The organism is Dyadobacter sp. 22481 (assembly GCF_052044875.1).
Taxonomy (GTDB): domain Bacteria; phylum Bacteroidota; class Bacteroidia; order Cytophagales; family Spirosomataceae; genus Dyadobacter; species Dyadobacter endophyticus.
This window is the reverse complement of record NZ_JBQENV010000003.1, coordinates 170,400-193,657: the sequence shown is the minus strand read 5'-3', so window position 1 is coordinate 193,657 and position 23,258 is coordinate 170,400. Positions and strand designations below refer to the sequence as shown.

Sequence of the window (23,258 nt, the reverse complement as noted above, 5' to 3'; positions counted from 1 at the left end):
GCATCTATTGCCATGAAAAAAATATTATTATCGGCCATCATCTGCGCCGTATTCGGGCCATCGTTTGCCCAAAAGATCATCGATAAAAAGCTGCCATACGAATCAGGCAAGACTGTGAATCTTAACCTGCGCTTCGGCGATAGTATTCAGGTCCGGTACTGGGACAAGCCGGAAGTGTCTGTTCATATATCCGTCAAAATCAATCAGAACAAACTGAATGATGCGTTTCTGGTCACTACGAGCACTACTTCCGAAGAAATCATCCTGAAAACCGATATTGACAAGGAAAAAATAAAGGAGGGGAAAGGGGAGGACTGCCCGGGGCAAAAAAGCACGTGGAGCACCGACGACGGCAAGAACAGATATTACGTATGCAGCGAGATCAACTACCACGTCACCCTGCCCCGCCAAGCCAAACTGAAACTCGAAACCATCAACGGGAATATCGATATTCAGGGCGCTACTGCCGGTGTGGCTGCGAAAACAATTAGCGGCTATGTGGATATGACGTGGCCGAAATCCAAGGGAGCCAACGTGGCCGTGAAGACCATCACCGGCGAGGTTTACTCCGACCTCGACATCGATTTCGGTAACAAAAAGGAGAAGAACCCGATCGTCGGCTACCTGCTCGAGGGAAAGATCAATGGCGGTGGGCCGGATGTGAAACTGGAGTCGATCAGTAACAATGTATATCTGCGGAAAAAGGATTAGTCAATCTGGAATGGTTATGGTCTGGGGACACGGTCAGGATCTGGCCGTGTCCCCGCTTTTCGTATATGTACCCCCGAACACAACATATGAGGTACAACTACTTGCCTTTGGCCCGGCAGATGGGTTGTTACGTATCGTGGTAGAAGCATTCTTGATAGTCCATCATATATCTGAGAATCAATAGGTAGCGTGCTTTTGGTAGTGCTTTGTAGTAAAAATTAAATGGCCACTGAAGGGATTTGATAGCCCTATTTTCTCTCCCCATAGAGGGCCTGCTACACCCTCAAATTCAGCGTTCTCACCCCAAAACCAGGAACCGGTCCGCCGGAAAGAACTATACTTGCATAGTGGTACTCAAATCGCACACTTGATTGAGTATCAGAATAGTTCTTTCTTTGTAAAAACACAAAATCCTCTCATGAAGACGCAAAGCAAATATTTGGAAGAGATCAACAGGCTTCTGGCTGATTATCTTCTGGAAATCGAAAAATCCGACTTGAAACCTCTTTCAGCCCAGGTTTATCAGGTACAATCAAAAAACTTTGTCAGGTGGATCAACGGGGATTTCACGCCCGGTGAAGTGAAGAAAGCAAAAAAGCAAGCACAGGACAAACCGGCGAAGTAATTCCGGGTACGCACACTGTCTCGAATCGTTATTTACCACGTTCCTCTTCTTCATCACGACTCAGCCCAGCGGCCAGCCGGACATCCACCAGCATTTAAAACGAAACACCTTCTCGGTAGTACCGGAAGGTGTAAGTTATACTCAACGTGTATTAACGTACTTCATACGTTCAAATCGGGATTCCCGCATTCATCTCTCCAGTCGTTCAGTTGCAGGATTTTACAAATTTAACATCAGCCCCAAAAAGCTATTGTAGTTTACCATAGTTTTGCTTGTGGCAATTTCTCTACATTATCTATTGCGTTTTTTAGGTAGATTTGGCTCTCACCGCATCGTCGGACCCCGCGGCGAAGAGCGATTTTGAAAACGTGAATACATGATTCGATCGATCCTGGAATGGCCTGTCCGAAAACAGTTAGGAGGAGAAACGAATATCCTCAATCGGGCTCGTATCAAAGTACTATCTTACGCGCTTAACCTCAAAATTCTAACAACCACGCTCCTCCTGATTTTTTACCAGTTGGAGAATTATCGGGTGCAGGCGGTTAGAGCGGCCGTTCTGCTCACTATCGTGATCGTCTATTATATCGCAGTTTCGAGTGGCTTTCAATGGCGAAAGGCTGCTCATGCGGCGATGCTGATCTTTATGGTCATCATCTGGTCCAACCTGTATGTCTTTCAGAAAGGGTTCGACGTGGTCACGCTGCAATACATTATCGTAGTCAGCATTGCTGCTTTTTACGGGCTCGGCAATCGCTGGGGAATTTTTTATTCGATGCTCGCAATAGCACCGTTCATAGTATTTGTGCTGCTGGGGCGTCATCTTGGAGGTTACATTACCTGGGGGCCGCACGGATCGGGGCGAATCACGATCGCGATCCTCCTGTTTCAGAATTTCACGCTCATTATGCTGATCAACTACTTCTTTTTCAGTTCGTTCTATGAGACGATCAGTGACCTCGATGCACGTAGGGACGAACTGCGTGCCAGCCTCGAAAGCCTGGAAGAGTCGCAGCGAAAGCTGGAAACAGAGTATGTCCACCAGAAGCACCTGATCGCCAGCATTTCTCACGATATTAAAAGCCCGCTGCGTTTTCTGATGACAACCACCGGGCGCCTCGCGCGTAACCATCCGGACATGGCGACGGTGCGGGCGATCAGTCAGTCGAGCTACCGGCTGTATCATTTTATGAAAAACTTGCTGGAATACACCGAATTCCGTTACAAGAATTCCAATGTCCAGTTTACCTACCTCGATCTGAACGAAATGGTAGAGCAAAAGTTTGCGATTTTTGCGCAGGATGCGGAGGTGAATGCCAACCGGTTTGTGAATGAGGTATCGCCCGGCGTGATCATCAAAAACAACCCGCAGCTGGTGAGCATCATTCTACATAACCTCATCGATAACGCGAACAAGGCAACCAACGGCGGCACAATCAGCGTTACTCACCAGGATTTCCGCGAGGAAGTTCACCTGATCGTCAACGACACCGGGCCTGGGATGGAAAGCGCTGTGAGCGAGTGGATCAACAGCGAGTCCATGCAGCTTCCGGCAAATGAAAACGCGTCACAAAACTTCGGAATGGGGCTATTGATCGTGAAGGAGGTCAGTACGCTTATACGCGCCCGGCTACTCGCGCAGCCCAATCAGCCGATTGGGACTTCGGTTCATATTATTTTTTTAAAATAATTCAGATGTAGTCAATTTTCTACATAAAATTTTATTTATATTAAACTACTTTTAAAACTGATTTGAAGTAACGGTATCATTGAATGAAAACAGTTTTGCTGGTAGAAGACCATTCCATTGTGAGAATGGGCGTGAAATTATTAATTGAAGATTTTTTACCCTCGGTAACGGTCATCGAGGCTGCTACTTTTAGTGAAACTCTCAAACTTCTCCAATCCAGGTTTTTTGATCTTGTTATTCTGGATATCAAAATTCCGGGGGGCGAGACGTTCAATATGATCAGCAAGATCCGCGACGTTCAGAACAAGGTGAAAATCCTGATTTTTTCTTCGCAAGATGAAGAATTGTATGCCATTCACTACGTTAAGGCGGGCGCGAACGGCTATTTGCCTAAGGATACCTCCAATGAAGAGCTGGAAAAGGCGATCACTTCCGTTATGGCAGGCGGCACCTACATCAGCAATGTGATTCAGGACCAGCTTGTCAACAATACCCTGCTCGAACGGGAAAGCAAGGAAAGCCCACTGGAAATCCTCTCCAACCGCGAACTTGAAATCATGGACATGCTGCTAACGGGAAAGTGGACGAAAGATATCGCCCTCGATCTTAACATTAAGGAAAGCACTGTGTCGACATACAAGGCACGTATATTCGAAAAGCTGGAAGTGACCAACATTCTCGAGCTGTTCAAGAAGGTCGAAATTTACAAGCGGAGGAAGACTGGGTTTAACTAACGTGAAGCCAATTGAAGTTGTACTATATTTTTGTAGAATTGCTACGATTCTTCATCGATATATTAGGAAACTACAAATTAATTCGGGCTACTTCATATTTCAATTCTAACATTTATTTTTGCTGATAGAACTGTGACAACCAAGTCGCGGTCTTAATACCTCTATCGTAAAAGTGTTGTAAGAATGGAAACATCGGTAAAACTTTCAAAAGCAGCAGAATTGCCGTTTCTGGGTGGTGTATTTATTACAGTGACGGCGGGTGCCGTGCTTTGGAGTTCTCTCATATATTGCATTTCCCTGCTTTTCTGATCATTATGCTCCGTTTGGCACGGTGCGTATGTGGGTGTTAAATAAAGTTAAAGCCTCATTATCAGCGGATTTTGTTAACTTTTTTTAAGATCGCCGGTGCCGTGCGATGATCTCGTGTTGAATAGTTTTGGAATTTCATCCAAAACACCTTCAAACATGATATCCTTAAAGAAATGGAACGATCTGGCTGCGTGGGCGGTATTTGCCATCAGCCTGATCACCTACGTCGTCACCATGGAGCAGACCGCCAGCTTCTGGGATTGCGGGGAATTCATCGCCTGCGCCTTCAAATTGCAGGTGCCGCACCCGCCCGGTGCGCCGCTTTTTCTGCTGATAGGACGGCTGTTTGCCTTGCTGGCCCTTGGCGACGTGATGAAAGTCGCCTATTGGGTCAACATGGTGTCCGTGCTAAGCAGCGCATTTACCATCTTTTTTCTGTTTAAAACGATCAGTTTGCTCGCATGGAAGCTGATTGGGAAGAAGCCGGGGGAAGGTAACGTCGCCGATGTATGGCTGGTCAGCGGTGCTGCCGTTGTGGGAGCGCTCGCGTACGCGTGGTCGGACTCGTTTTGGTTCTCGGCCGTAGAAGCGGAAGTTTATGGTCTGTCGTCTTTTTTTACCGCTATCGTGATCTGGGCGGTTTTTAAATGGGAGGCCATCGAGGACCCGGCTGCCGGCAACCGCTGGCTGATACTGACGGCCTATCTGGTGGGCCTTTCTATCGGCGTTCATTTGCTCAACCTCGTAACAATCCCCGCGTTGGCATTGGTGTATTATTTCAAAAAGTATCCGAAACCCGGTTTCTTCGGCGCTTCGATTGCATTTCTGGCGGGACTTTTGATCCTGGGTATTATCAATGCAGGGATCATACCTGGCTTGCCCGAGCTTGCCGGGAAATTCGAAATATTCTTCGTGAACTCGCTGGGGCTGCCTTACAATACGGGCATCGCATTCTTCACGATCCTCTTTTTGGGCGGACTCGTCCAGGGAATCCGGTACTCGCATCGGACGGGCCGTGCCTTACTGAATACAGGCCTGCTTTCTCTTGCGTTTATCCTAATAGGTTATGCTTCGTTCGCGCTGGTGCTGGTGCGGTCGGGCTACAATACGCCCATCAATGAGAACAACCCCAGCGACGTACTCCGGTTTGTCTATTATCTGAAAAGGGAACAATACGAAAGCCGCCCGCTCCTTTATGGTCCGTCGTTTGTTTCAAGGCCGGTGAGTCAGAAGCGCGGAGCGCCGGTGTATGCCAAGAAAGATGGGAAATACGTGCTGATCGACTACAAGCCGGTATATGAATATGAGCCTGGCAGCAATATGCTGTTGCCGAGGATGTACAGTTCCCAGCCGGGGCATCCTCAGCTGTACCAGCAAATGACCGGTGTGGCCGAGGGTCAAAAGCCCACCATGCGACACAACCTGTCCTATTTGTTTTCACATCAGCTGGGGCATATGTACTGGCGTTATTTTCTGTGGAATTTTGTAGGACGGGAGAGCGACAGGGAAGGGGCCGGTACCCTACTGCCATGGCAGACCAGTCAGTCTTTTCCCAAGAGCATTGGCCTGAACCGCGGGCACAACAACTTCCTGATGCTGCCTTTCCTGCTTGGTATTGCGGGGATTGTATATATGTACTATCACCGGCGGAAAGACCTCCTTGTACTGGGTTTCCTCTTTGTCCTGACGGGCGTGGCCCTGGTGATATACCTCAATTCGCCGCCATCGGAACCACGCGAGCGCGATTATATTTACGTGGGATCGTTCTACATTTTTTGTGTGTGGATCGGCTTCGGCGTCATGGCGACAGCGAAGTTTCTGGAAAAGGTCATTCATAAACCTGCATTGCGGGCTGGAATGGCGGGACTGGCCTGTTTTTCGGTGCCTGCGGTCATGGTCGCGAAAGGTTGGGATAACCACGACAGGGCAGACCGTTACCAATCGGTGGATTTTGCCCGTAACATCCTCAATTCCTGCGCCCCCAACGCGATTCTTTTCACTGGTGGCGATAACGACACTTTTCCGCTCTGGTATGTGCAGGAAGTGGAAGGCTTCCGCACCGACGTACGCGTGTGCGTGCAGACCTTCCTTGGCGCGGATTGGTATATCAGTCAACTCAAACGGAAGATTAACCAATCGGACGCGCTGCCGCTGTCGCTGGATTCGGGTAATTATCAGTTGGGTAAAAACGAATACCTGCCGTTTTATGAAATTGCTTCCGTAAAAGGGGGCATTAACCTGAAAGAGTATCTGGAACTGATCCGGCAGGATAACAAGGCCATCCAGGTTCCGCTTACGAGCGGCGATATGACCTCGATATTGCCGTCGTCGACGTTGTTCCTGCCGGTCGATACCCGCGAGGTGGGTAAGATGAATATTGTGAAAAGCGACTTGCTGCCTTACCTGGCCGATTCGATGAGCTGGAAAATTGGTGAAACCGACCTTTTGAAAGGTGATCTGGTCATGCTGGACATCATTTCGAGCAATAACTGGAAAAGACCGGTGTATTTCTCGTCGACAATGGGCTCGTCGCACAATCTGGGCTTACAGGAATATCTGCAACTCGAAGGTTATGCTTATCGCCTGCTGCCCGTGCGGGTGCCGGGGGCCTCGGACGGCTATGTCAACACGGATATTATGTACGACAACATGATGAACAAGATGTATTGGCGCGAAATGAACAACCCCAAAGTATACTACGACGATACTTACCGGGGCTCGCCGGTGGTTACGGCGAGGCTATCGTTCCTGCGGCTGGCACAGCAGCTGATCGCAGAGAACAAGATCGATAAAGCGCGGAAGGTCGTCGACAAGGCAATGGGCGTAATGCCCGACGACACCATCCCGTACGACCAGGTATCTGCGGGGTTTATCGGAGCGTTGTTCGATGTGGGTGAAAATCAAAAGGCGCTGGATTCTGCCCGTGCTATGGCCGTCCGTTCAGATGAAAACCTCTCATGGATCAAGGAGAAAGAAGGCAGCCGCAGCCGCGACGTCAATACAGACCTTTTTATCCTGCAAAGCATCGTTCGCGAATGCCGGCGAGCAAAGCAGGACAAGGATGCGGACCGCTTTGAAGCGATCTTCAAAAAACACCTGCTTGCCTTCCATATATACGGCGGATAAGGATTCTCCGGGCAAGGTTTTTTAATCCGTCATGCTGTACTTTTCAAACAGGCTTTATGGAGGAAAAAACTTTGCCCGAAAACGGCTCGCTGGTGCGGTTCATGCGGATAGATGAAGAGGAGTGGCGCGATGGCGAATATGACTCGGAGAACAAAATGTTCATCGAAATTTATTCAACGGAACTGACCACGCACAACTGGACGGATATTCGGAAATGGGAGGTTTTGGAGGTTTGAGCACCGGTCGGCATGACCACTTACTAGAAACATGCATTACCTGAATATGAAGAAATTGTTAACTTTTTATATTTATCTTTTAAAATATTATGAAAGTTAATCAAGACTTCGTTTATGGCTCGAATTTTACACTTACTCAGGAAAGGACCAGTCGGCCTTTTCCTGTGGCTTTGCTGCATTACCGCCTACGCCCAAACCTCTATTACGTCTAATTTACCCATCGTTGTCATTAATACGAATGGTGGGGTGATCGAGAATGATAACAAAATTCCGGCGACATTCAAGATCACCGCGCCGAACGGCGGCGGAATGCATTCGTTCGATATAAACTCGGGTTCGAATGTGTTCCAATTTGAAAGTAATATCGGGATCGAGATCCGCGGGAACACGTCTATTTTCTGGGATAAAAAATCTTACAGCGTCGAGATCAGGGATGTCGGCGGGAATAGTGTGGATGCTTCGCTGCTGGGGATGCCAGCTGAATCGGATTGGGTTTTGAATGCATGCTATGGTGATAAATCGTTCATTCGCGACGTGTTCGCACATGAAATGTATACGCGTACGGGCCGCTATTCGCCCCGTACCCGCTACGTGGAGGTGTTTAAAAATGAAATCGGCGGAATGTCTTACCACGGGGTGTACATCCTGATGGAGAAGGTGAAGCGGAATTCAAACCGGATCAATATCAAAAAACTTGCCGATACGGACTCCGATCCGGCGAAGATCACCGGTGGGTATTTGTTGCAGGTAGCGGAGGATGAAGATATGAAATGGACATCGGCATACCCGGGAAACAATGCGCCTGGGCAGCCCAACCCCTTTTTCCATGTAGAATATCCCAAGCTGCATAATTACACCAACATTCCAAACCGGGATTTGCAGTTTAATTACATCAAAAACTACATCGATAACTTTGAACAGGTACTAGCCGGGCCAAATTACAAAGACGCCGCAACGGGCTACCGGCCGCTTCTAGATGAAGACGCGATGATCGACTACCTGTTGTTGCAGGAAATCACCAAGAACTCGGATAACTGGCGGGCGAGTACTTTTTTTTATAAACAACGGAACGACGAAGGCGGACAGATCGTAATGGGCGCGCCATGGGACTTCGACAAATCGATGGGTAACCAGCAATGGTGCTATGAGCTGTCGGTGCTGCCGACGGGGTCGTGGGCCTGGCAATTCAATATATTCTGCCCCGACCGCCCGCCTATGACCGTTTTCTGGCCGGCACGCCTGCTTACTGACTGCTACTTTAAAAACAAACTGATCGTACGCTATGCGCAACTCAGGCAGACGCAATGGAGCGATGCCTCCATTGCTGCCTTTATCGATCAGAGACAAACAGAATTGACCGCGCAAAGTGCCATGCAACGCAATTTTGCCAAGTGGAACATCCTGGAAACGGCCGTGATGTTCAACGAACATTACACGTTACCCGGTAATACTTACGCGAAAGAGGTACAATACCTGAAAACCTGGCTGCTCGGTCATTTGGCCTGGATGGATGCTAATATTGCGTCTATCTCGTCGGAAAATTGCGGCCCGCTGCCCGTTACATTCAAAGAAGTTGAAGTGAAGGAAGTCGAGCAATCCGCGGTGCGCGTGAGCTGGTCTACTTCGGAGGAGGTACGGAATGATTATTTCGAGGTCGAGCGGAGTGCCGATGCGCGCCGTTTTCAGTCGCTGGGCAAAGTGAAAGGGAAAGGTGACACGTCTGTTGAGCAGCATTACGATTTTCTAGACAACACGCCATTGCCGGGAACGTCCTACTATCGGATCCGTCAGGCAGATACCGACGGCACCGTCAGCTTTTCGGCGATGAAACCGATTGTGAGGGCGGGAGACGAGGCGGCTATTTTGTTTCCCAATCCGGCGCAGGAGCAGGTTGTGCTTAAAAACGTAAGTGCAGGAGCGGTCGTTCTAATACGCGATACGAGCGGGCGCATCGTCAAGCGCTCGACGGCGGCAGGCAGGCAGGTTGAAGTGGCGACGGGAACGCTGCTGCCCGGTAACTATGTACTCACGGTCACTGCTCCCGACGGGAAGATCGAAATACAAAAACACCTGACGGTGGACCGGTAGCTTTGGTTACCGGCCCCGGCTGAACGCCCCGTTGGCATTGCTTTTTATACAAAAAAGCCGTTATCAACCTGGGGAATATGCTGGAAGAACTTTGGTATAAGAATGCCGTCATTTACAGTCTCGACTACTTGCACGCATTAGGATTGGACACGATTCGGTGTAGGCTGGAAAGGTGCCAGCCTACACCGAATCGTGTCAATGATATCAGTGATTTTACGGCGTGGATTCGCGCCATGGTTCCCGCGGAGATCAACCGGATTATGGTTTTTTGGCGTACGGTTACCCGTGGTTCAGGACGGGCTAGATAGCTGACAAGTATAGTCCGGTTACGATCACTAACCGGATTTTGTATTCTATCTAAAAACACACTAATTGTCTTATGTTTCAGCCGCTACTAAACCGAACCTATGAACACTACCGATATCATTGCCTTAATCTCCGACCCGACCCCCGAATACTACGAAATAAAAGCCGCCGCCCTGGTGGACACATGCCGGTCGATCCATCAAGATTCCATTAAATACATGCGGGTGTACCATCCTGAACCCGATAGACTTACGCGGCTTAATCATCCTGATACTAATTTTGGTACTGACGACGCGCGGCTTGTGGTGGCCAGAGAGCATGGCTTCCCCGACTGGTCCGCATTTTTGCAATTCATCGCCGATTTGAAAGAACCCGGTTCGTCTGTAGCGAAATTCGAACGGGCAGTGGACGCAGTCGTGAAAGGCGACCTGCAGGTATTGCAGGCGTTGCTGCGGGATAATCCGGCCCTCGTGCGTGAGCGTTCGGCTCGCGGGCACGGGGCTACGCTGTTGCACTACATCGCTGCCAACGGGACGGAAAACTTCCGGCAGGTTACCCCACCGAATGCATTGGACATTGCGGAAACCTTACTTGCCGCCGGTGCCGAGCCCGACGCCCTGGCCTATACTTACGGCACCAAATGGGGGACTACGCTGGAATTGCTGGTATCGAGCTCGCATCCCTCGCAGGCGGGCCTGCAAACGGCCCTGGCGGAAAAGCTGCTGGATTATGGTGCGGCTGTTAACGGCGTCAGGGATGATTGTGCACCGCTGGTAACGGCGATTTATTTTCACTATCCGAAAAGTGCTGAAACGCTTGTAGAAAGAGGCGCCAGAGTGGATAACGTAGTCACGGCGAGTGCCATGGGCAAGACCACGCAACTGGCCGGGTACCTCGATGATACAGGCAAGCTGAAAGCTGGTGCGCCTCTGGTGAACGTAGAATGGCTGAAAGTACCTGCAACACCCGAAGCTAACCTTGCACTTGCATTCGTTTGGGCTGCCATGCTAAACCGGGAGGAAACCGTTCGGTTCCTGCTCGAAAAAGGCGTAAGTCCTGCTTCGAAAGATCACCGCGACTGGACGGCCCTGCATTGGGCTGGGTATTTCGCCTATCCTGAAATTGTAGACCTGCTGCTCGCCCGCAAGGCGCCGCTGGAAGCACGAAACGAGTTTGGTGGTACCGTACTCGATCAGACGCTCTGGGGTACCGCGCACGAAGGCGTGCGCGAAAATCATCTTGAAATAGTCCGGAAGCTCGTAGATGCCGGGGCTAAAATTCACACCTGGTGGCTACTCAGCGACCTGCATCCTCCTTTACAGGAAAGTGTTGCGAACATTTTGCAGGAGAAAGTATAATGGAATGTGAAATTCCGGAAACAACGACGTATCCGACCTGCCGTAAAAAAAGCAATACCTGCCTTTAACTTTCCCAAGGGAGAGAAAAATAATCATAGCGTTACATTTAGTTAATAATCACGTATTTAGTTTGGGTAGAAGTAATCTCCGGCTCCCGGATAGTAGGATGCGGGGATTAACTTGAATTATCCTGCTAAAATGACAACGACAAGCACGGATCACTGGATACCTTCAACCATAAAGTTTATATTGCCGGTAGTTATCTCAACGATTCATTATTTTACACATGCTAACATTCTCATTATCACCGCTAAGAGCGGCATTTGCGTGTATTTTCGTTGTCGTCTCGGTCAGCAACTCCCTGGCTCAAAGCGCGAATCTTCTGAACACCTACGAACTGGTTCAGGACGGTGTCAACAATAGCCGCCAACTGCCGGTACCCAAGGGCCCTACCTCCATTCCTCAGACAATGACTTTCTTCTTCAATAAGAACGGAAGTACCGACGAGGGCATTTATTTCGAGAAGCTGAAATCGGAGCTGTCTGTGACTTTCAGTTTTGACGATCAGCCGTATAATAATGTCCCCCAACATGTAACGGGGATGACTTTTGGCGCGGCATCAGGCGCCAGCAGCACGCACGTGCGGTCTGTGCCGGTGGTCAATACCAACTATTATTTTGAAGACACGGCCCGCACAATCTTTACAGCGCATCCCCAGGGGCCTGCGGGAAAGGGTGTTAATCTGTTGATGAATGCGGGTTTACAGGTATTTCTTTCCGCAAAGCCATTACTTGCAGCCGATGCGCCCAAGACCGATACAAGCCGGTATTATTACGGGAAGTTACGGCTGCAATTTAACAAGCCGGTCCGCGACCCGGTGATTTCGTTTATCGGCCTTGGCGCGACGACCAATTTTGGTAATAAGCGCCTCGGTTTCGCCACTGAGCTCGAATTGCAAACACCGTCGGTCGCTTTGACGAAGCTTTCGGGCAGTGAAGAAATGCAGATCGACATGAACAAAAAGAAGGTACTGCATTCCAAAACACCAATTACCGGCAACTGCGGCAGCGGTGCCGCCTGCGGAAGTGTGCTTGTCAAAGGTTCGCAGATCACCACGCTGGTCTTCAATGTTTACCTGAGGCCCGACGGCGGCCCGGGTGTGTGGGGAACCGAGAAGGTCAGCAACTCGGGCGATATGTGGCACATTACAGTATCTCTGCCAGAGCAGTAGCCTCTTTTTGCTCTGCTTTTTCCGAATGCATGATCCGTTGGCGGTGCATTTCACCCCAGGTAATAAGCGACTCAATAACCGGGGACAAGGTATCGCTGTAAGGCGTCAGTTCATATTCGATCGAAACCGGAAAGTCGGTGAAGACATTTCGTGTGACAAATCCGTTGATTTCCAGTTCTTTCAGTTCGTTGGAAAGAACTCTCGCCGATATGCCCCGAATAGCTCTCTGAATGTCGTTGAACCTTTTGTGTCCGTCGGAAAGTGCGATGATGATCCGCAGCCTCCATTTGCCCCCGATTACATACAATGCATCTCCCGCGGCATTCAGCTTGTTGTAGCATTGCGCCGGGCTGGGTCTGGAACCGTTGTGATGGGTAAATGCCATTTTGATGTTTGCTAACCAAAAGATTATTGCTAACCTTTTGTGTATTACTATCATTTGTATAGTAAATGTAGCTGTTTTTTGGCAAAATCAAAACGAAAAACAGCGATTGGTAATTTAAATAGGCAGTTTGGGCATTTGCGGCTTTGGAATAATCAGTGGAAGCGTTTGCGTGGACTATTGCGCGCCCAGCATCGACTCCCGGGCGTTACGCTTTTCAAGGCAATCTGAATGCCATAACAGACCCCGATGGGTTTTCCCTGGTTCCGCCGACGGACAGCGCCACATATTGCTTGCCGCCACTCATGTACGTGCAGGCGGTTGCGTTCGCGATGCCCGGAAGCGTAGTTTGCCAGACTAGCTTGCCGGTTTTTTTATCGAATGCACGCAGCTTGCGGTCCTGGGTACCACTAATGAAAATGAGGCCGCCGGCAGTAACAATTGGCCCCGCGGAGCCTTCCTGGCCGGTTTCGGTAGTGCCTTTTTCCTGTCGCTTTTCATCATTGCCGAGCGTTACCTGCCATTCATATTCGCCGGTGCTGAGGTTGATCGCATTGAGCGTTCCCCAGGGCGGACGCAATGCGGGATTGCCCTGGGGGTCACGGAAATGGCCATAAGCGGTCAGATTGAGGTATTTATCAGCTCCCTTCCCGGTTTGGCCGGTTTCTTGCTTGGTTACTTTCTCGGAATGCTGCGGCCGGTCGAAAAGGAATGCGATGATGCCCTTTTCTTTTCCTTTGATCGCCGAAGCGAATGCAGGCATTTTTCCGCCGCCTTTTTTGATCTTATCGAGCGCTGCTTCGCGCGTCATGCGGTTGCGCAGGCCAATGAGTGACGGATAATTGGGCTCGTCGCCATTTTTGTCCTTGCCATGGCATGCCACACAGTAGGTCATATAGAGTGTTTTTCCCTGATCGAAGACCGTCTGGTCTTTCGCTTCCTGTTCCAGGTCGACCTTTTTCATCGACTGGATTTCAGGCGAATCATTGGATTTTACAAAAAGCACCGTGGAGGTCGGATCGTAAGCAGCGCCGCCCCATTCCGCTCCCCCGCGTGTACCGGGGAGCATCAGCGTGCCTTTGAGGTCGGGAGGAGTGAAGAGGCCTTCATACCGCATCGAGTGGAATTTCCGGACGATCGAATCGTGCCCCGCGTCGGAATAATGGGTCAGATCCGCTTCGGTCATCCATTGCCGTGCGAATGGCTTCGGTTTCAGCGGAAACGGCTGTGTGGGTGACGCGTATTCGCCAGGGATATTCGATGCCGGTACTTTCCGTTCCTCGATCGGAAACAGCGGTTCGCCGGTCTCGCGATTAAAAACAAAAACGAACCCATGTTTGGTAACCTGCGCCACCGCGTCGATTTCCTTTCCCCCACGCCTTACGGTGACCAGGTTGGGCGGTGCGGGCAAGTCGTAGTCCCAAAGATCATGGTGGACTAACTGATAATGCCATATGTACTTGCCTGTGGCGGCATCCAGTGCCACCACGCTGTTTCCATAAAGGTTATTGCCTTTCCGGTCGGCTCCATAAAAGTCATAGGACGGGGATCCCAATGCCAGAAAGACGATACCCCGACGAATATCGAGACTCATTCCTGCCCAGTCGTTCACACCACCTGCGTATTTATAAGCATCTTTCGGCCAGGTTTCGTAACCGGGCTCGCCCGGCAACGGGATGGTGTGGAATGTCCATTCAAGTTTGCCGGTCCTGCAATTGTAAGCACGGATATAGCCGGGCTGCGCGCCGTACAATTCGGAAACTTCGGCTCCCATGATCAGTAAATCTTTATAGACAATGCCTGGCGAAGTCGGAATAACCGAAATGGTCGAAGGGGCATCGCGAAGGCCGACGTTCATGCTCACATGGCCATTGTCGCCAAAACCCGGGACGGGCTTTCCTGTGCGCGCGTCGAGTGCAAAAAGGTTATCGCCGCCGGTGAAGAAGATACGTTTGTCCGGCTCCCCGTCGCCACCCTCCCAGTAGGTGACTCCGCGGCTTACGCCACCGCCTTCCGCGCCCTCAAACGGATCGAATGACCAAATCTGTTCTCCGGTTTCTGCGTTGATGGCATAGGCCCAATGCTTCGCGGACGTCGTGTACATGACGCCGTCGACAATAATCGGGTTGCATTCGCTGCTGCCTGCGCGGCTGCCTTCCTTCATGTCCTGATAGGCATGCGTCCAGGCGAGTTGCAACCGGTCAGCATTCGAGGTGTTGATCTGGTCGAGTGCGGAATAGCTCGTACTTTCCGCGTCGGCCTTGTAAATGCTCCACGAACGGTCGGTTTGCAGCCTGTGTTGATAGGCTACCAGTCCGGCAAATGCGGCGATAGCGGAAAGCGCGAGAAGACTTTTTCTAAAAGGCGGCTTTTGAAATTGGTTAATTCCAAACATAAAAGGAAAGCGATGCTTGATCGTAAGGTTTAGGGAAAGCGAATATCGTTGATACTCACGCTTTAAAGGCGTTTAAACGGTCGTTTTACTATTATGAGGGCAGGAAAGGAGGAAAGCGCTCCTGGTTACTTCAGGAGCGCTTCGAAGATTCTGACTATGACGTATCGGAATATAAGGGGGAGGCTGCTGCTAATGGCTGCAACACCCCGAATCGCCTTTGAAATCTTCATATTTGTCGTGATGGCGCATCCAGTCCATGATACCGTCCTCATTTCTTCCTTTCGGAGTGAGGTCGAGGTAGTTGTGCGCTCCGATGAGGATGTCGCCGCCACGGGAATAGCTGGAATAAGTGTGGAAAATGTTACCTGCCCGGTCTTTGTAGAACACACTCGTTCCCGGCGATTCGGTGCCTTCGTCGTGTTTGGAATATTCAAAGTTATAGTAAATGGTGCCGTTCTTTAGTTGTTCGCTGGTGAAAGACACGTGATAATCATAATTGAAATCGCTGCCATTGGAAGACACCCAGTTGAACTTCCAACCCATCCGCTTTTTGAAAGCGAGCAGTTTTTCCAACGGAGCGCGGGAAACGACGACCACCGACACATCGTGGTGCTGCAAATGAAGGTTGGCGCCGTCGATATGATCGGCCATGAACGAGCAGCCCGGGCAACCTTCTTCCCATTCCGGGGCAAACATGAAATGGTAGATGACGAGCTGGCTTTTGCCGTAGAAGAGATCCGAAAACCATAGTTTCCCCTCCGTGCCTTCGAAAATATAGGCCTTATCGACCTTTACCCAGGGCAGGGCCCGGCGTTGGCGGCTGAGTTCGTCGTTGAGCCGCGTGAGCTCTTTCTCTTTTTTCAGAAGATCCTTTCGTGCCTTGGTCCATTCTTCGCGGGATACGATCCGGTGCGCTGCGAGGGCGTCTTCCAGGCGCTCTGCCATGGTGTCCAATTGCTTTTCCATTGGTTTGCGGGATTTAGTTTAATACAAAACTCACGAATAAATCAGGTAAACAGCGCGTGTAAAAACGTCTATTTAAGGGGGTGTTTGAGACAAAATGGTTTAGCGACCGCTAACTCCTTGTGCACTTTTTGCAGATCAGGGATTTGCACGACTAAGTGTTGATTTTAATTCAGGCGACCTGCTTCTGGTATGATTCTTTATCCTCCCAGACCTCATCACTAAAATTTTTCATCAACTAAATATAAATCGTCATGAGAGCTTTGAAGTTGAATATCATCGCATTAACTATGTTGGGCGGCGCTGCTTTGGGCACCGGCGCAACTTTTGCGCAGACGACCACCCCGGCAACTACGCCATCGAGCACGCAGCCAACGACGGTTCCCGGCACGACACAGCCGTCGACCGTGCCCGGCAGTACACCGCAACCGAAAACGGTCCCTGGTGCTACCGTGCAGCCGTCCGATCTGCCCGGAGCAGTGAGGCCCGGCAACACCACGCAGCCGTCGACCGTGCCCGGTAGCACCACGCAGCCATCCACCGTGCCATCGAGCACCGTTCCTGGCAGCGCAACCACACCGGGAACGACAACCTCGCCGAGCTCCACCAGCCGACCTTCGACAGTACCCGCAATCCCGGGCGACCCGAACGCAGTTGAGCGTACAACTGTTCCGGGCAACTTGCAGCAGGGAACAAATCCGAACAGCAACGTACCAAGAACCACGATTCCCGGCGCTACCACACAGCCATCGCAGGTTCCTCAAAGCACAACCATTCCGTCATCGACCGTGCCTGGCAGTACTACTACGCCAGTTAAACCGTGAGGGGCTAGTGAGCGTGTGAATGATAGTTTTGTAAGTTAAATAGGATAAAGCCGGGCATGTAGGTGTCCGGCTTTATTCAGATTTTCTCAACCAAAAACACCATACAATATGCCGAGTATAATAAATCGTGATGAGACAGGCCGATTGGAACCGGGAGTGGTTCTGACGGTGTCGGGAGCGGAGTCGGAGAATGATGCCGTGCTGGCGACCGAAAATTACTTGCGGTCCAACGGGAAGGAATATCTGGCCTTGGCCGTGCCCGAAAAAGGTGAGAATGATACCTATGAAATCCGGCTGGGATAAGCAGAGGATGCTAGGGTTTTTCTTTGGTCCCTGTCTCGATCTGTTCTTTTTCGAGGCTCATTGCCGCAAACTCTTTCGCCAGGTGGAACCAGTTGTTACCGGAGACGTCGGCGATCGCCACTACCTTGCCGTGGTGTATTTCTACAAGGACTTTCGAGCTTTTCAGTTCGTCCCAGTTATCGACGCGGCAAACCTGCATGCATCTGAACAGGAACCTGCCCAGAAAGGGCGGATCGGCAGGCTCGCCCCCGTTTATGCCGGACAAAAATTCTTCATGTCCGCCAAAAGTATATCTAACTCCTTTCACGTTTAGTTCCAGCTCGGCCGCAACATAAAGTCGTCGGTGGGTATATATATGTACCGCTTTAATTGTTCCGATTTCCATCATGATTTGCTTTGATGTAGGACTTAGTGGGCACCAAAACCATGCCGATGTGCCCTTTTTACAAATAAACAACGTTGTTCGGTTTTAGTGAACCGCTTGAACGGCAATATATACGTTTTGGACTTAAATTGTAGTAGTAATATGACGAATTATTTTGATTTTCGTCGGATTTTGGAAAGGATATTGTAGAAAAACTCGTCAAAATGTTTCAGCCCGAGCTTATTTTGATAAATAATTGTAGAAATTCAAGAAAAATATAAGGGTATGAGGATGCGCTTTAAACATCTTTAGTGAGGGTTGTGTAACACAAACGGCTTTCCTGAGATGCTATGAAAACATTACTGCTTGCTTCACTTGTCCTTCTCCCAACCATTCATGCGAACGCTTCCTTAAACGTCGCGCGCGACCTGGCTACCGCTAACATTGAAAATACGCAGGGAGCACGCGAGAATGCCTACCTGTTTCCCGGTTTTGTGAAGGGAATAGTTCATTTCCGGAACGGTACGAAGCGCACGGCCCTCCTGAATTACCATCGCCTGGGAGGTCAGATGCAGTTTCTGAACCCGCAGGCAGATACGTTGCTCTTCACGGGCAAATATCTGATCGATTACATTGAAGTAGAAGAACGCCGGTTCGTGCTCACCGACGAACACTCGGATATGGAGGTGATTGGGACGGCGGGCCGCGTTATCCTGGCAGCTCGGGTACAGCCGGAACCGGCTGGGAACAAGCTCAGTCATTCGGGACAGCATTTTTCCGCGCTGGAAGGTAACGCTGCGCATGCATTAATGGTCAGCAACCAGGGAGGCAATTTTCAGTGGGAAAACAATGCATCCGGTCACCGCTGGAAGGTGAAAACCAGTTATTTTCTGATCGACCAGAACAGGGTTGCACATCCCGCGACGCGGCGTGCATTCATGGCCGTGTACGCGCGTAACAGACGCCAGCTTACGCACTACCTGCGTGGGAATCGTATCGACTTCGGCAATGCGGACGATCTGCAAAAGCTGCTCGGCTTTTGTAATGATCTTACCGCCCTTTAACTCGAACCTGCCGTTTGAACATTCAAAAAGGAATAGGAGAAGAATTGCCCGCAATTGGTTAAGTTAGCGTATTGATAGTGATGTATTTACAGAAAACGGCACGCTATGAGATTACTTTTCCTATTTCTTTTCCCCCTTTTTGCCGGGCAGGTGCTTGCACAGGAATCCGGGCCGGATTACAGCACTTCCGACATTGCGGCGCTCGAAAGCCGGAGCGCCGGGTTGCGGATCAATGCTTCGGGCCTGCGCGTGATGGCTTCCAACAATTTCGACGTGAAGTATTACCGCTGCGAATGGGAGGTTGATCCTACGGTGAACAACATTAAAGGCAATGTGACGTCCCATTTTGTGATGAATGCCGCGGGAAACAGCATTACTCTCGACTTATCAAGCGCCTTGACCGTTTCGACCGTCCAGCAGCGGGGTAGCAATGTCGCTTTTGTGCATGCGGGTGACGCATTGACAATCACCTTGCAAAATCCGCTTACCCAGGGAACAAAAGATTCTGTGACGATCAGTTACGAGGGAACTCCGCCGGCCACCAATGCCGCTTTTGTGGTTACCACGCATGGGCAGCCCGCTACGCCTGTTCTCTGGACTTTAAGTGAACCTTATGGCAGCCGCGACTGGTGGCCATGCAAAAATGGCCTCGACGACAAGGCCGATTCGCTGGATATTTACATTACGCATCCCGCAGCTTACAAGGCGGCTTCGAATGGCCTCCTGAAAAGCGAAACAGCTGTTGCAGGTTCCAAAACACGTACGCACTGGAAGCACCGGTATGCGATCGCGAGCTATCTGGTGGCTATCGCGGTGACCAACTATAATGTGCTGGACAACAGCGTAATGATCGGAGGGACCAATGTGCCTTTCAAAACCTACTGCTATCCCGAAAGCCAGTTTAATTTTCAGAATGGCGTGCAGAATGCGCTTAATGCGATGGTCCAGTTCAGCAATCTTTTCGGCGATTATCCCTTCAAGAACGAAAAATATGGTCACGTCCAATTTGGTTGGGGAGGAGGAATGGAGCATCAGACCTGCTCATTTATGGTGAATATGGGCGAAACACTCATTGCGCATGAACTGGCGCATCAGTGGTTTGGTGACAAAGTGACTTGTGCAACCTGGCAGGATATCTGGCTGAACGAAGGCTTTGCCACGCACCTTGCGAGCATTTATGCGGAGGCGAAATATCCGGCCAGTACCAAAACCAGCCGTACCAATGAAATTAACAGTATTACATCGCTGTCCGGCGGTTCAGTGTGGGTCGATAATGTAAATGACGTAAACCGCATTTTCAGCAATCGGCTGAGCTATCTCAAAGGCTCGCATTTACTCTATATGCTGCGCTGGATACTGAGCGATGCCACTTTTTTTGCGGGAGTTAACAACTATCTCAACGATCCGGTGCTGGCCTATGGCTACGCGACCACAACCAACCTGAGGCTCCATCTGGAAGCGGCAAGCGGGAAAGACCTGACCTACTTCTTCAATCAGTGGTTTACAGGCCAGGGCTATCCATCTTACCAGATCGAATGGCACCCGATGGGCAATTCGGTCCAGGTAAAAATGCACCAGACGCAGTCCGACGCATCGGTGAGTTTCTTCCAGTTGCCCGTTCCGCTGCTTTTTCGCAATGCCAATACCAACCAGGAGAAGCTTGTGGTGCTCAGCAACACGGAAAACGACCAACTTTTTACAGATAACCTCGGTTTTGAGGCCACTGAGGTGATTTTCGACCCGGACGTCTGGCTGATCACGCGCAACAATACCCTCACCAAAACCTCAGGGCCGTTGCCGGTGGTATTCAGCATGTTTAATGTTGAATGCCGCGGTACGAACGCGCGGCTGACCTGGCAAACGACCGAAGAAGTGAATGCGGATTATTTCGAAATACTGGGAAGTAAGGATGCCCGGCATTGGGAGGCGATGGGGACCGTAAAGGCCACAGGTAATTCCAATGAAACCAACGAATACCTCTTTAACATTGAGGCGACATTAGATCGGGGTTATTACCGCATTAAGGAATATGATACGGATGGAAAGACGCAGGAAACGCGCATTGTAACGGCCGTTTGCGGGCCGGAGAATGGAGTATGGAAGGTTTATCCCAACCCGGTACGCGATATTTTTACCCTTAGTAATTCTTTCGGTAAGCCGGTTGCTGATGCGCTTTTCCTTTATGACATGCAGGGAAGCCGTGTGGTGTTGAAATCGCTTTCTGCTCCCGGCAATACTCGAAATTTCAGTATTCGACATTTAAAGCCCGGCCTGTATGTATTGTCGCCCGGCGTTGGGTACGGAGGATTGAAGATCATCAAAGATTAGGGGAATGATATGATTTGTAAACACACTATTTATGCAACCATCTATTTTAACTTTTCTCCTGTTATCGCACATGGTGCCCGGACTTCTGAGGGGTCCGTATCTTCAATCCGTCACATCGACCAGCGTCGTCATCCGCTGGCGTACCGATGTGGGCACCGACAGCCGCGTGAGTTTTGGCAGTTCTCCCGGCTCGCTCCTTCAAACGGTAGATAGCGCCTCCCTCGTAACCGAGCACGAGGTAAAGCTGTCCAGCCTTCAACCCGGAACAAAATACTACTATTCGATCGGCTCATCGCAGGCCGTGTTGCAGGGCGATGCCGATAACTTTTTTCTAACCGCTCCGCCGCCCGGCCAGGCTGGAAAATACCGGATCGGGGTGTTTGGGGATTGCGGCAATAACTCGCCGAATCAACTGGCCGTGCGTGACCGGCTAACTGATTACCTTGGCCAGGATTACATGAATGCATGGCTTCTGCTCGGGGATAACGCCTACCTCAACGGAACTGACCCGGAATATCAAAGCGGTTTTTTTAATATGTACAAAGGCCGGTTTTTAAAACAATCCCCGCTCTATCCGTGTCCGGGAAACCACGACTACGCCAACAACCCAGTGCGCCAGGACGACCACGCGGTTCCTTATTACAGCATTTTCACCATTCCCACAGCGGGAGAGGCTGGTGGAGTTGCGTCGGGGTCGAAGTCGTTCTATTCTTTTGACTACGGAAATATCCATTTCCTGTCACTCGACTCTTATGGAAAGGAGGATAATTCCACGCGGTTATACGACACGCTTGGCAAGCAGGTGCAGTGGGTCAAAGCGGACCTGGCTGCCAACTCGAACAAGGGATGGGTGATCGCTTACTGGCATCATCCCCCCTATACCAAAGGTTCGCATGATTCGGACACCGAGGCTGACCTGGTGAAGATTCGGAAGAATTTCATCAGAATTCTGGAAAGGAATGGGGTCGACCTCATCCTGTGCGGGCATAGCCACGACTATGAACGTTCGAAGCTCTTGAAAGGGCATTATGAAGCTGAAAATACATTTGTGCCGGATGTGTATAATCTTAGTCAATCGTCGGGCAAGTACGACGGGACACCGGAATCCTGTCCGTACATTAAGCAGTCGCCGGAAAATGAAGGGACTGTGTATGTGGTAGCAGGCTCGGCGGGACAACTGGGTGCCACGAAGGCTGGTTACCCCCACGATGCGCTGCCCGTAGCCGATGCCCAGCACGGGGGCGCGTTGCTGCTGCAAGTAGAGGAAAACCGGCTGGGTGGTCAATGGATCGCTTCCGACGGGATTGTTCGCGACCGGTTTACCATCATGAAGGATGTTAACACGAAAAAAAAGTACGAGATATCAAAAGGCAACACTGTGACGCTCAGCGCTTCCTATGTAGGCGGGTATGTGTGGAACACGGCTCAGACGACCCGCGAAGTGGAAGTAAGCCCTTCCCTAACCACAGAATACACAGTGCATGACCAACAAACTTGTCTTGCCGATACGATGACGGTGGTCGTTACCGACCCGTTACCGGTACGACTAACCAGTTTTTCGGGATTTTGGGGAAACGAAGGGGTTAAGTTGCAATGGCAGACCAGCGAGGAAACCAATGCAAGTCATTTTGTCGTCGAGCGTTCGCAGGATGGACGTCATTTCGAAGCAGTTGGCAAGGTCGCAGCTGCGGGCGAATCGTCGGTGACGAGGCGGTACGACTACCAGGATCCGCAGATTGCGGGCAGGTTGGGGAAGGTCTATTATCGTCTGATTGAGGTGGATTTAGACGGCCGGCAGCAGACGTCCCGGATCATCGCGGTACAAGTGGCTGTTCCGAATGACGGTCTGATCCGCGTTCAACCTAATCCTTCGAACGAAAGAGATGTGAAAGTGGAAATTGCCGGGGGCTTGGGCGAGTTGGAATTAGTTCTGACAGATATAAGCGGACATATTCTTGAAAAGCGAAAACTGATTTCAGGCAACAATGCCCGCACAATTCCATTGGGAACATTGAAAACCGGAACTTACATTGTTACTGTGATTATAGGAAGTGATCGTGTTTTTAAAAAGTTTATCGTTCAATAAAATTCTATTGCAAGACAAATATGCTCCACAGAATATGACGATAAAGCGTAATTAGATTTGAACAAATACTCTTCAATCAAATTTTAAATCAAATGCGCTATCCGGGCTATCTTTCTCTGTTTTTTATTGGTATTA

General features: G+C 50.3%; 18 protein-coding genes. 14 read left to right on the top strand and 4 right to left on the bottom strand.

Features of this window, described 5'->3' with window-relative positions; genetic code table 11:
- Positions 1-12: 12 nt before the first annotated feature.
- The 9 genes from ACTJJJ_RS19790 (at position 13) to ACTJJJ_RS19750 (ending at position 12,414) form a co-directional block, all read left to right on the top strand.
- Complete coding sequence (locus tag ACTJJJ_RS19790; RefSeq protein ID WP_426295469.1) at positions 13-711, top strand: hypothetical protein; 699 nt, start codon at positions 13-15, stop codon at positions 709-711.
- Positions 712-1,129: 418 nt separating this feature from the next.
- On the top strand, positions 1,130-1,336 hold the full coding sequence (locus ACTJJJ_RS19785; RefSeq protein WP_188937949.1) for a hypothetical protein: 207 nt from the start codon (positions 1,130-1,132) through the stop codon (positions 1,334-1,336).
- A gap of 376 nt (positions 1,337-1,712) precedes the next feature.
- The gene (locus ACTJJJ_RS19780; protein ID WP_188937952.1) at positions 1,713-3,026 is read left to right on the top strand and encodes a sensor histidine kinase; all 1,314 of its coding nucleotides are present in this window, start codon (positions 1,713-1,715) and stop codon (positions 3,024-3,026) included.
- Between the two features lie 83 nt (positions 3,027-3,109).
- Entirely contained in the window at positions 3,110-3,760 is a 651-nt protein-coding gene (locus tag ACTJJJ_RS19775) for a response regulator (RefSeq protein WP_188937954.1), read from the top strand.
- Positions 3,761-4,225: 465 nt separating this feature from the next.
- Positions 4,226-7,195 carry a glycosyltransferase family 117 protein gene (locus tag ACTJJJ_RS19770; protein ID WP_440702750.1) on the top strand — a complete coding sequence of 990 codons (2,970 nt, stop codon included), beginning with the start codon at positions 4,226-4,228 and terminating at the stop codon, positions 7,193-7,195.
- A gap of 56 nt (positions 7,196-7,251) precedes the next feature.
- Complete coding sequence (locus tag ACTJJJ_RS19765) at positions 7,252-7,431, top strand: hypothetical protein (RefSeq protein WP_188937957.1); 180 nt, start codon at positions 7,252-7,254, stop codon at positions 7,429-7,431.
- Positions 7,432-7,545: 114 nt separating this feature from the next.
- Positions 7,546-9,519: a CotH kinase family protein gene (locus ACTJJJ_RS19760; protein WP_440702749.1), complete on the top strand. Its 1,974-nt coding sequence runs from the start codon at positions 7,546-7,548 to the stop codon at positions 9,517-9,519.
- Between the two features lie 407 nt (positions 9,520-9,926).
- Positions 9,927-11,183 (top strand): ankyrin repeat domain-containing protein, encoded by a 1,257-nt coding sequence (locus ACTJJJ_RS19755; RefSeq protein WP_440702748.1) that lies wholly within the window; start codon positions 9,927-9,929, stop codon positions 11,181-11,183.
- A gap of 286 nt (positions 11,184-11,469) precedes the next feature.
- Positions 11,470-12,414, top strand: coding sequence for a hypothetical protein (locus tag ACTJJJ_RS19750; protein WP_440702747.1), 945 nt, complete (start codon positions 11,470-11,472; stop codon positions 12,412-12,414).
- On the opposite strand, the gene ACTJJJ_RS19745 is transcribed toward ACTJJJ_RS19750, so the two are convergent.
- The 3 genes from ACTJJJ_RS19745 to ACTJJJ_RS19735 all read right to left on the bottom strand — a co-directional run bounded on the left by ACTJJJ_RS19745 (position 12,389) and on the right by ACTJJJ_RS19735 (position 16,157).
- Positions 12,389-12,799 carry a winged helix-turn-helix transcriptional regulator gene (locus tag ACTJJJ_RS19745; RefSeq protein ID WP_440702746.1) on the bottom strand — a complete coding sequence of 137 codons (411 nt, stop codon included), beginning with the start codon at positions 12,797-12,799 and terminating at the stop codon, positions 12,389-12,391. The two genes, ACTJJJ_RS19750 and ACTJJJ_RS19745, sit on opposite strands and share 26 nt — an antisense overlap.
- A gap of 214 nt (positions 12,800-13,013) precedes the next feature.
- Positions 13,014-15,191: an outer membrane protein assembly factor BamB family protein gene (locus tag ACTJJJ_RS19740; protein WP_440702745.1), complete on the bottom strand. Its 2,178-nt coding sequence runs from the start codon at positions 15,189-15,191 to the stop codon at positions 13,014-13,016.
- A 189-nt stretch (positions 15,192-15,380) separates the two neighbouring features.
- The gene (locus ACTJJJ_RS19735) at positions 15,381-16,157 is read right to left on the bottom strand and encodes a DUF899 domain-containing protein (RefSeq protein ID WP_188937977.1); all 777 of its coding nucleotides are present in this window, start codon (positions 16,155-16,157) and stop codon (positions 15,381-15,383) included.
- Between the two features lie 251 nt (positions 16,158-16,408).
- Between ACTJJJ_RS19735 and ACTJJJ_RS19730 the strand changes: the two genes are divergently transcribed.
- Positions 16,409-16,978, top strand: a complete 570-nt coding sequence (locus ACTJJJ_RS19730; protein ID WP_440702744.1) for a hypothetical protein — start codon at positions 16,409-16,411, stop codon at positions 16,976-16,978.
- A gap of 108 nt (positions 16,979-17,086) precedes the next feature.
- Entirely contained in the window at positions 17,087-17,281 is a 195-nt protein-coding gene (locus ACTJJJ_RS19725; protein WP_426295459.1) for a hypothetical protein, read from the top strand.
- A gap of 10 nt (positions 17,282-17,291) precedes the next feature.
- On the opposite strand, the gene ACTJJJ_RS19720 is transcribed toward ACTJJJ_RS19725, so the two are convergent.
- Entirely contained in the window at positions 17,292-17,669 is a 378-nt protein-coding gene (locus tag ACTJJJ_RS19720; RefSeq protein WP_440702743.1) for a hypothetical protein, read from the bottom strand.
- A 326-nt stretch (positions 17,670-17,995) separates the two neighbouring features.
- Between ACTJJJ_RS19720 and ACTJJJ_RS19715 the strand changes: the two genes are divergently transcribed.
- The 3 genes from ACTJJJ_RS19715 (at position 17,996) to ACTJJJ_RS19705 (ending at position 23,123) form a co-directional block, all read left to right on the top strand.
- Complete coding sequence (locus ACTJJJ_RS19715) at positions 17,996-18,709, top strand: hypothetical protein (RefSeq protein WP_440702742.1); 714 nt, start codon at positions 17,996-17,998, stop codon at positions 18,707-18,709.
- Positions 18,710-18,814: 105 nt separating this feature from the next.
- Entirely contained in the window at positions 18,815-21,037 is a 2,223-nt protein-coding gene (locus ACTJJJ_RS19710) for a M1 family aminopeptidase (protein ID WP_440702741.1), read from the top strand.
- Positions 21,038-21,068: 31 nt separating this feature from the next.
- Positions 21,069-23,123: a metallophosphoesterase gene (locus ACTJJJ_RS19705; RefSeq protein ID WP_440702740.1), complete on the top strand. Its 2,055-nt coding sequence runs from the start codon at positions 21,069-21,071 to the stop codon at positions 23,121-23,123.
- Positions 23,124-23,258: the final 135 nt, after the last annotated feature.

What these genes read in the sequence shown, in the direction of transcription:
- ACTJJJ_RS19720 (WP_440702743.1), bottom strand. Translation starts at nt 17,669, where the DNA reads ATGATGGAAATCGGAACAATTAAAGCGGTACATATATATACCCACCGA.
- ACTJJJ_RS19775 (WP_188937954.1), top strand. Translation starts at nt 3,110, where the DNA reads ATGAAAACAGTTTTGCTGGTAGAAGACCATTCCATTGTGAGAATGGGC.
- ACTJJJ_RS19780 (WP_188937952.1), top strand. Translation starts at nt 1,713, where the DNA reads ATGATTCGATCGATCCTGGAATGGCCTGTCCGAAAACAGTTAGGAGGA.
- ACTJJJ_RS19730 (WP_440702744.1), top strand. Translation starts at nt 16,409, where the DNA reads ATGAGAGCTTTGAAGTTGAATATCATCGCATTAACTATGTTGGGCGGC.
- ACTJJJ_RS19760 (WP_440702749.1), top strand. Translation starts at nt 7,546, where the DNA reads ATGGCTCGAATTTTACACTTACTCAGGAAAGGACCAGTCGGCCTTTTC.
- ACTJJJ_RS19735 (WP_188937977.1), bottom strand. Translation starts at nt 16,157, where the DNA reads ATGGAAAAGCAATTGGACACCATGGCAGAGCGCCTGGAAGACGCCCTC.
- ACTJJJ_RS19750 (WP_440702747.1), top strand. Translation starts at nt 11,470, where the DNA reads ATGCTAACATTCTCATTATCACCGCTAAGAGCGGCATTTGCGTGTATT.
- ACTJJJ_RS19770 (WP_440702750.1), top strand. Translation starts at nt 4,226, where the DNA reads ATGATATCCTTAAAGAAATGGAACGATCTGGCTGCGTGGGCGGTATTT.
- ACTJJJ_RS19790 (WP_426295469.1), top strand. Translation starts at nt 13, where the DNA reads ATGAAAAAAATATTATTATCGGCCATCATCTGCGCCGTATTCGGGCCA.
- ACTJJJ_RS19710 (WP_440702741.1), top strand. Translation starts at nt 18,815, where the DNA reads ATGAGATTACTTTTCCTATTTCTTTTCCCCCTTTTTGCCGGGCAGGTG.
- ACTJJJ_RS19755 (WP_440702748.1), top strand. Translation starts at nt 9,927, where the DNA reads ATGAACACTACCGATATCATTGCCTTAATCTCCGACCCGACCCCCGAA.
- ACTJJJ_RS19745 (WP_440702746.1), bottom strand. Translation starts at nt 12,799, where the DNA reads ATGGCATTTACCCATCACAACGGTTCCAGACCCAGCCCGGCGCAATGC.
- ACTJJJ_RS19705 (WP_440702740.1), top strand. Translation starts at nt 21,069, where the DNA reads ATGCAACCATCTATTTTAACTTTTCTCCTGTTATCGCACATGGTGCCC.
- ACTJJJ_RS19715 (WP_440702742.1), top strand. Translation starts at nt 17,996, where the DNA reads ATGAAAACATTACTGCTTGCTTCACTTGTCCTTCTCCCAACCATTCAT.
- ACTJJJ_RS19740 (WP_440702745.1), bottom strand. Translation starts at nt 15,191, where the DNA reads ATGTTTGGAATTAACCAATTTCAAAAGCCGCCTTTTAGAAAAAGTCTT.
- ACTJJJ_RS19785 (WP_188937949.1), top strand. Translation starts at nt 1,130, where the DNA reads ATGAAGACGCAAAGCAAATATTTGGAAGAGATCAACAGGCTTCTGGCT.
- ACTJJJ_RS19725 (WP_426295459.1), top strand. Translation starts at nt 17,087, where the DNA reads ATGCCGAGTATAATAAATCGTGATGAGACAGGCCGATTGGAACCGGGA.
- ACTJJJ_RS19765 (WP_188937957.1), top strand. Translation starts at nt 7,252, where the DNA reads ATGGAGGAAAAAACTTTGCCCGAAAACGGCTCGCTGGTGCGGTTCATG.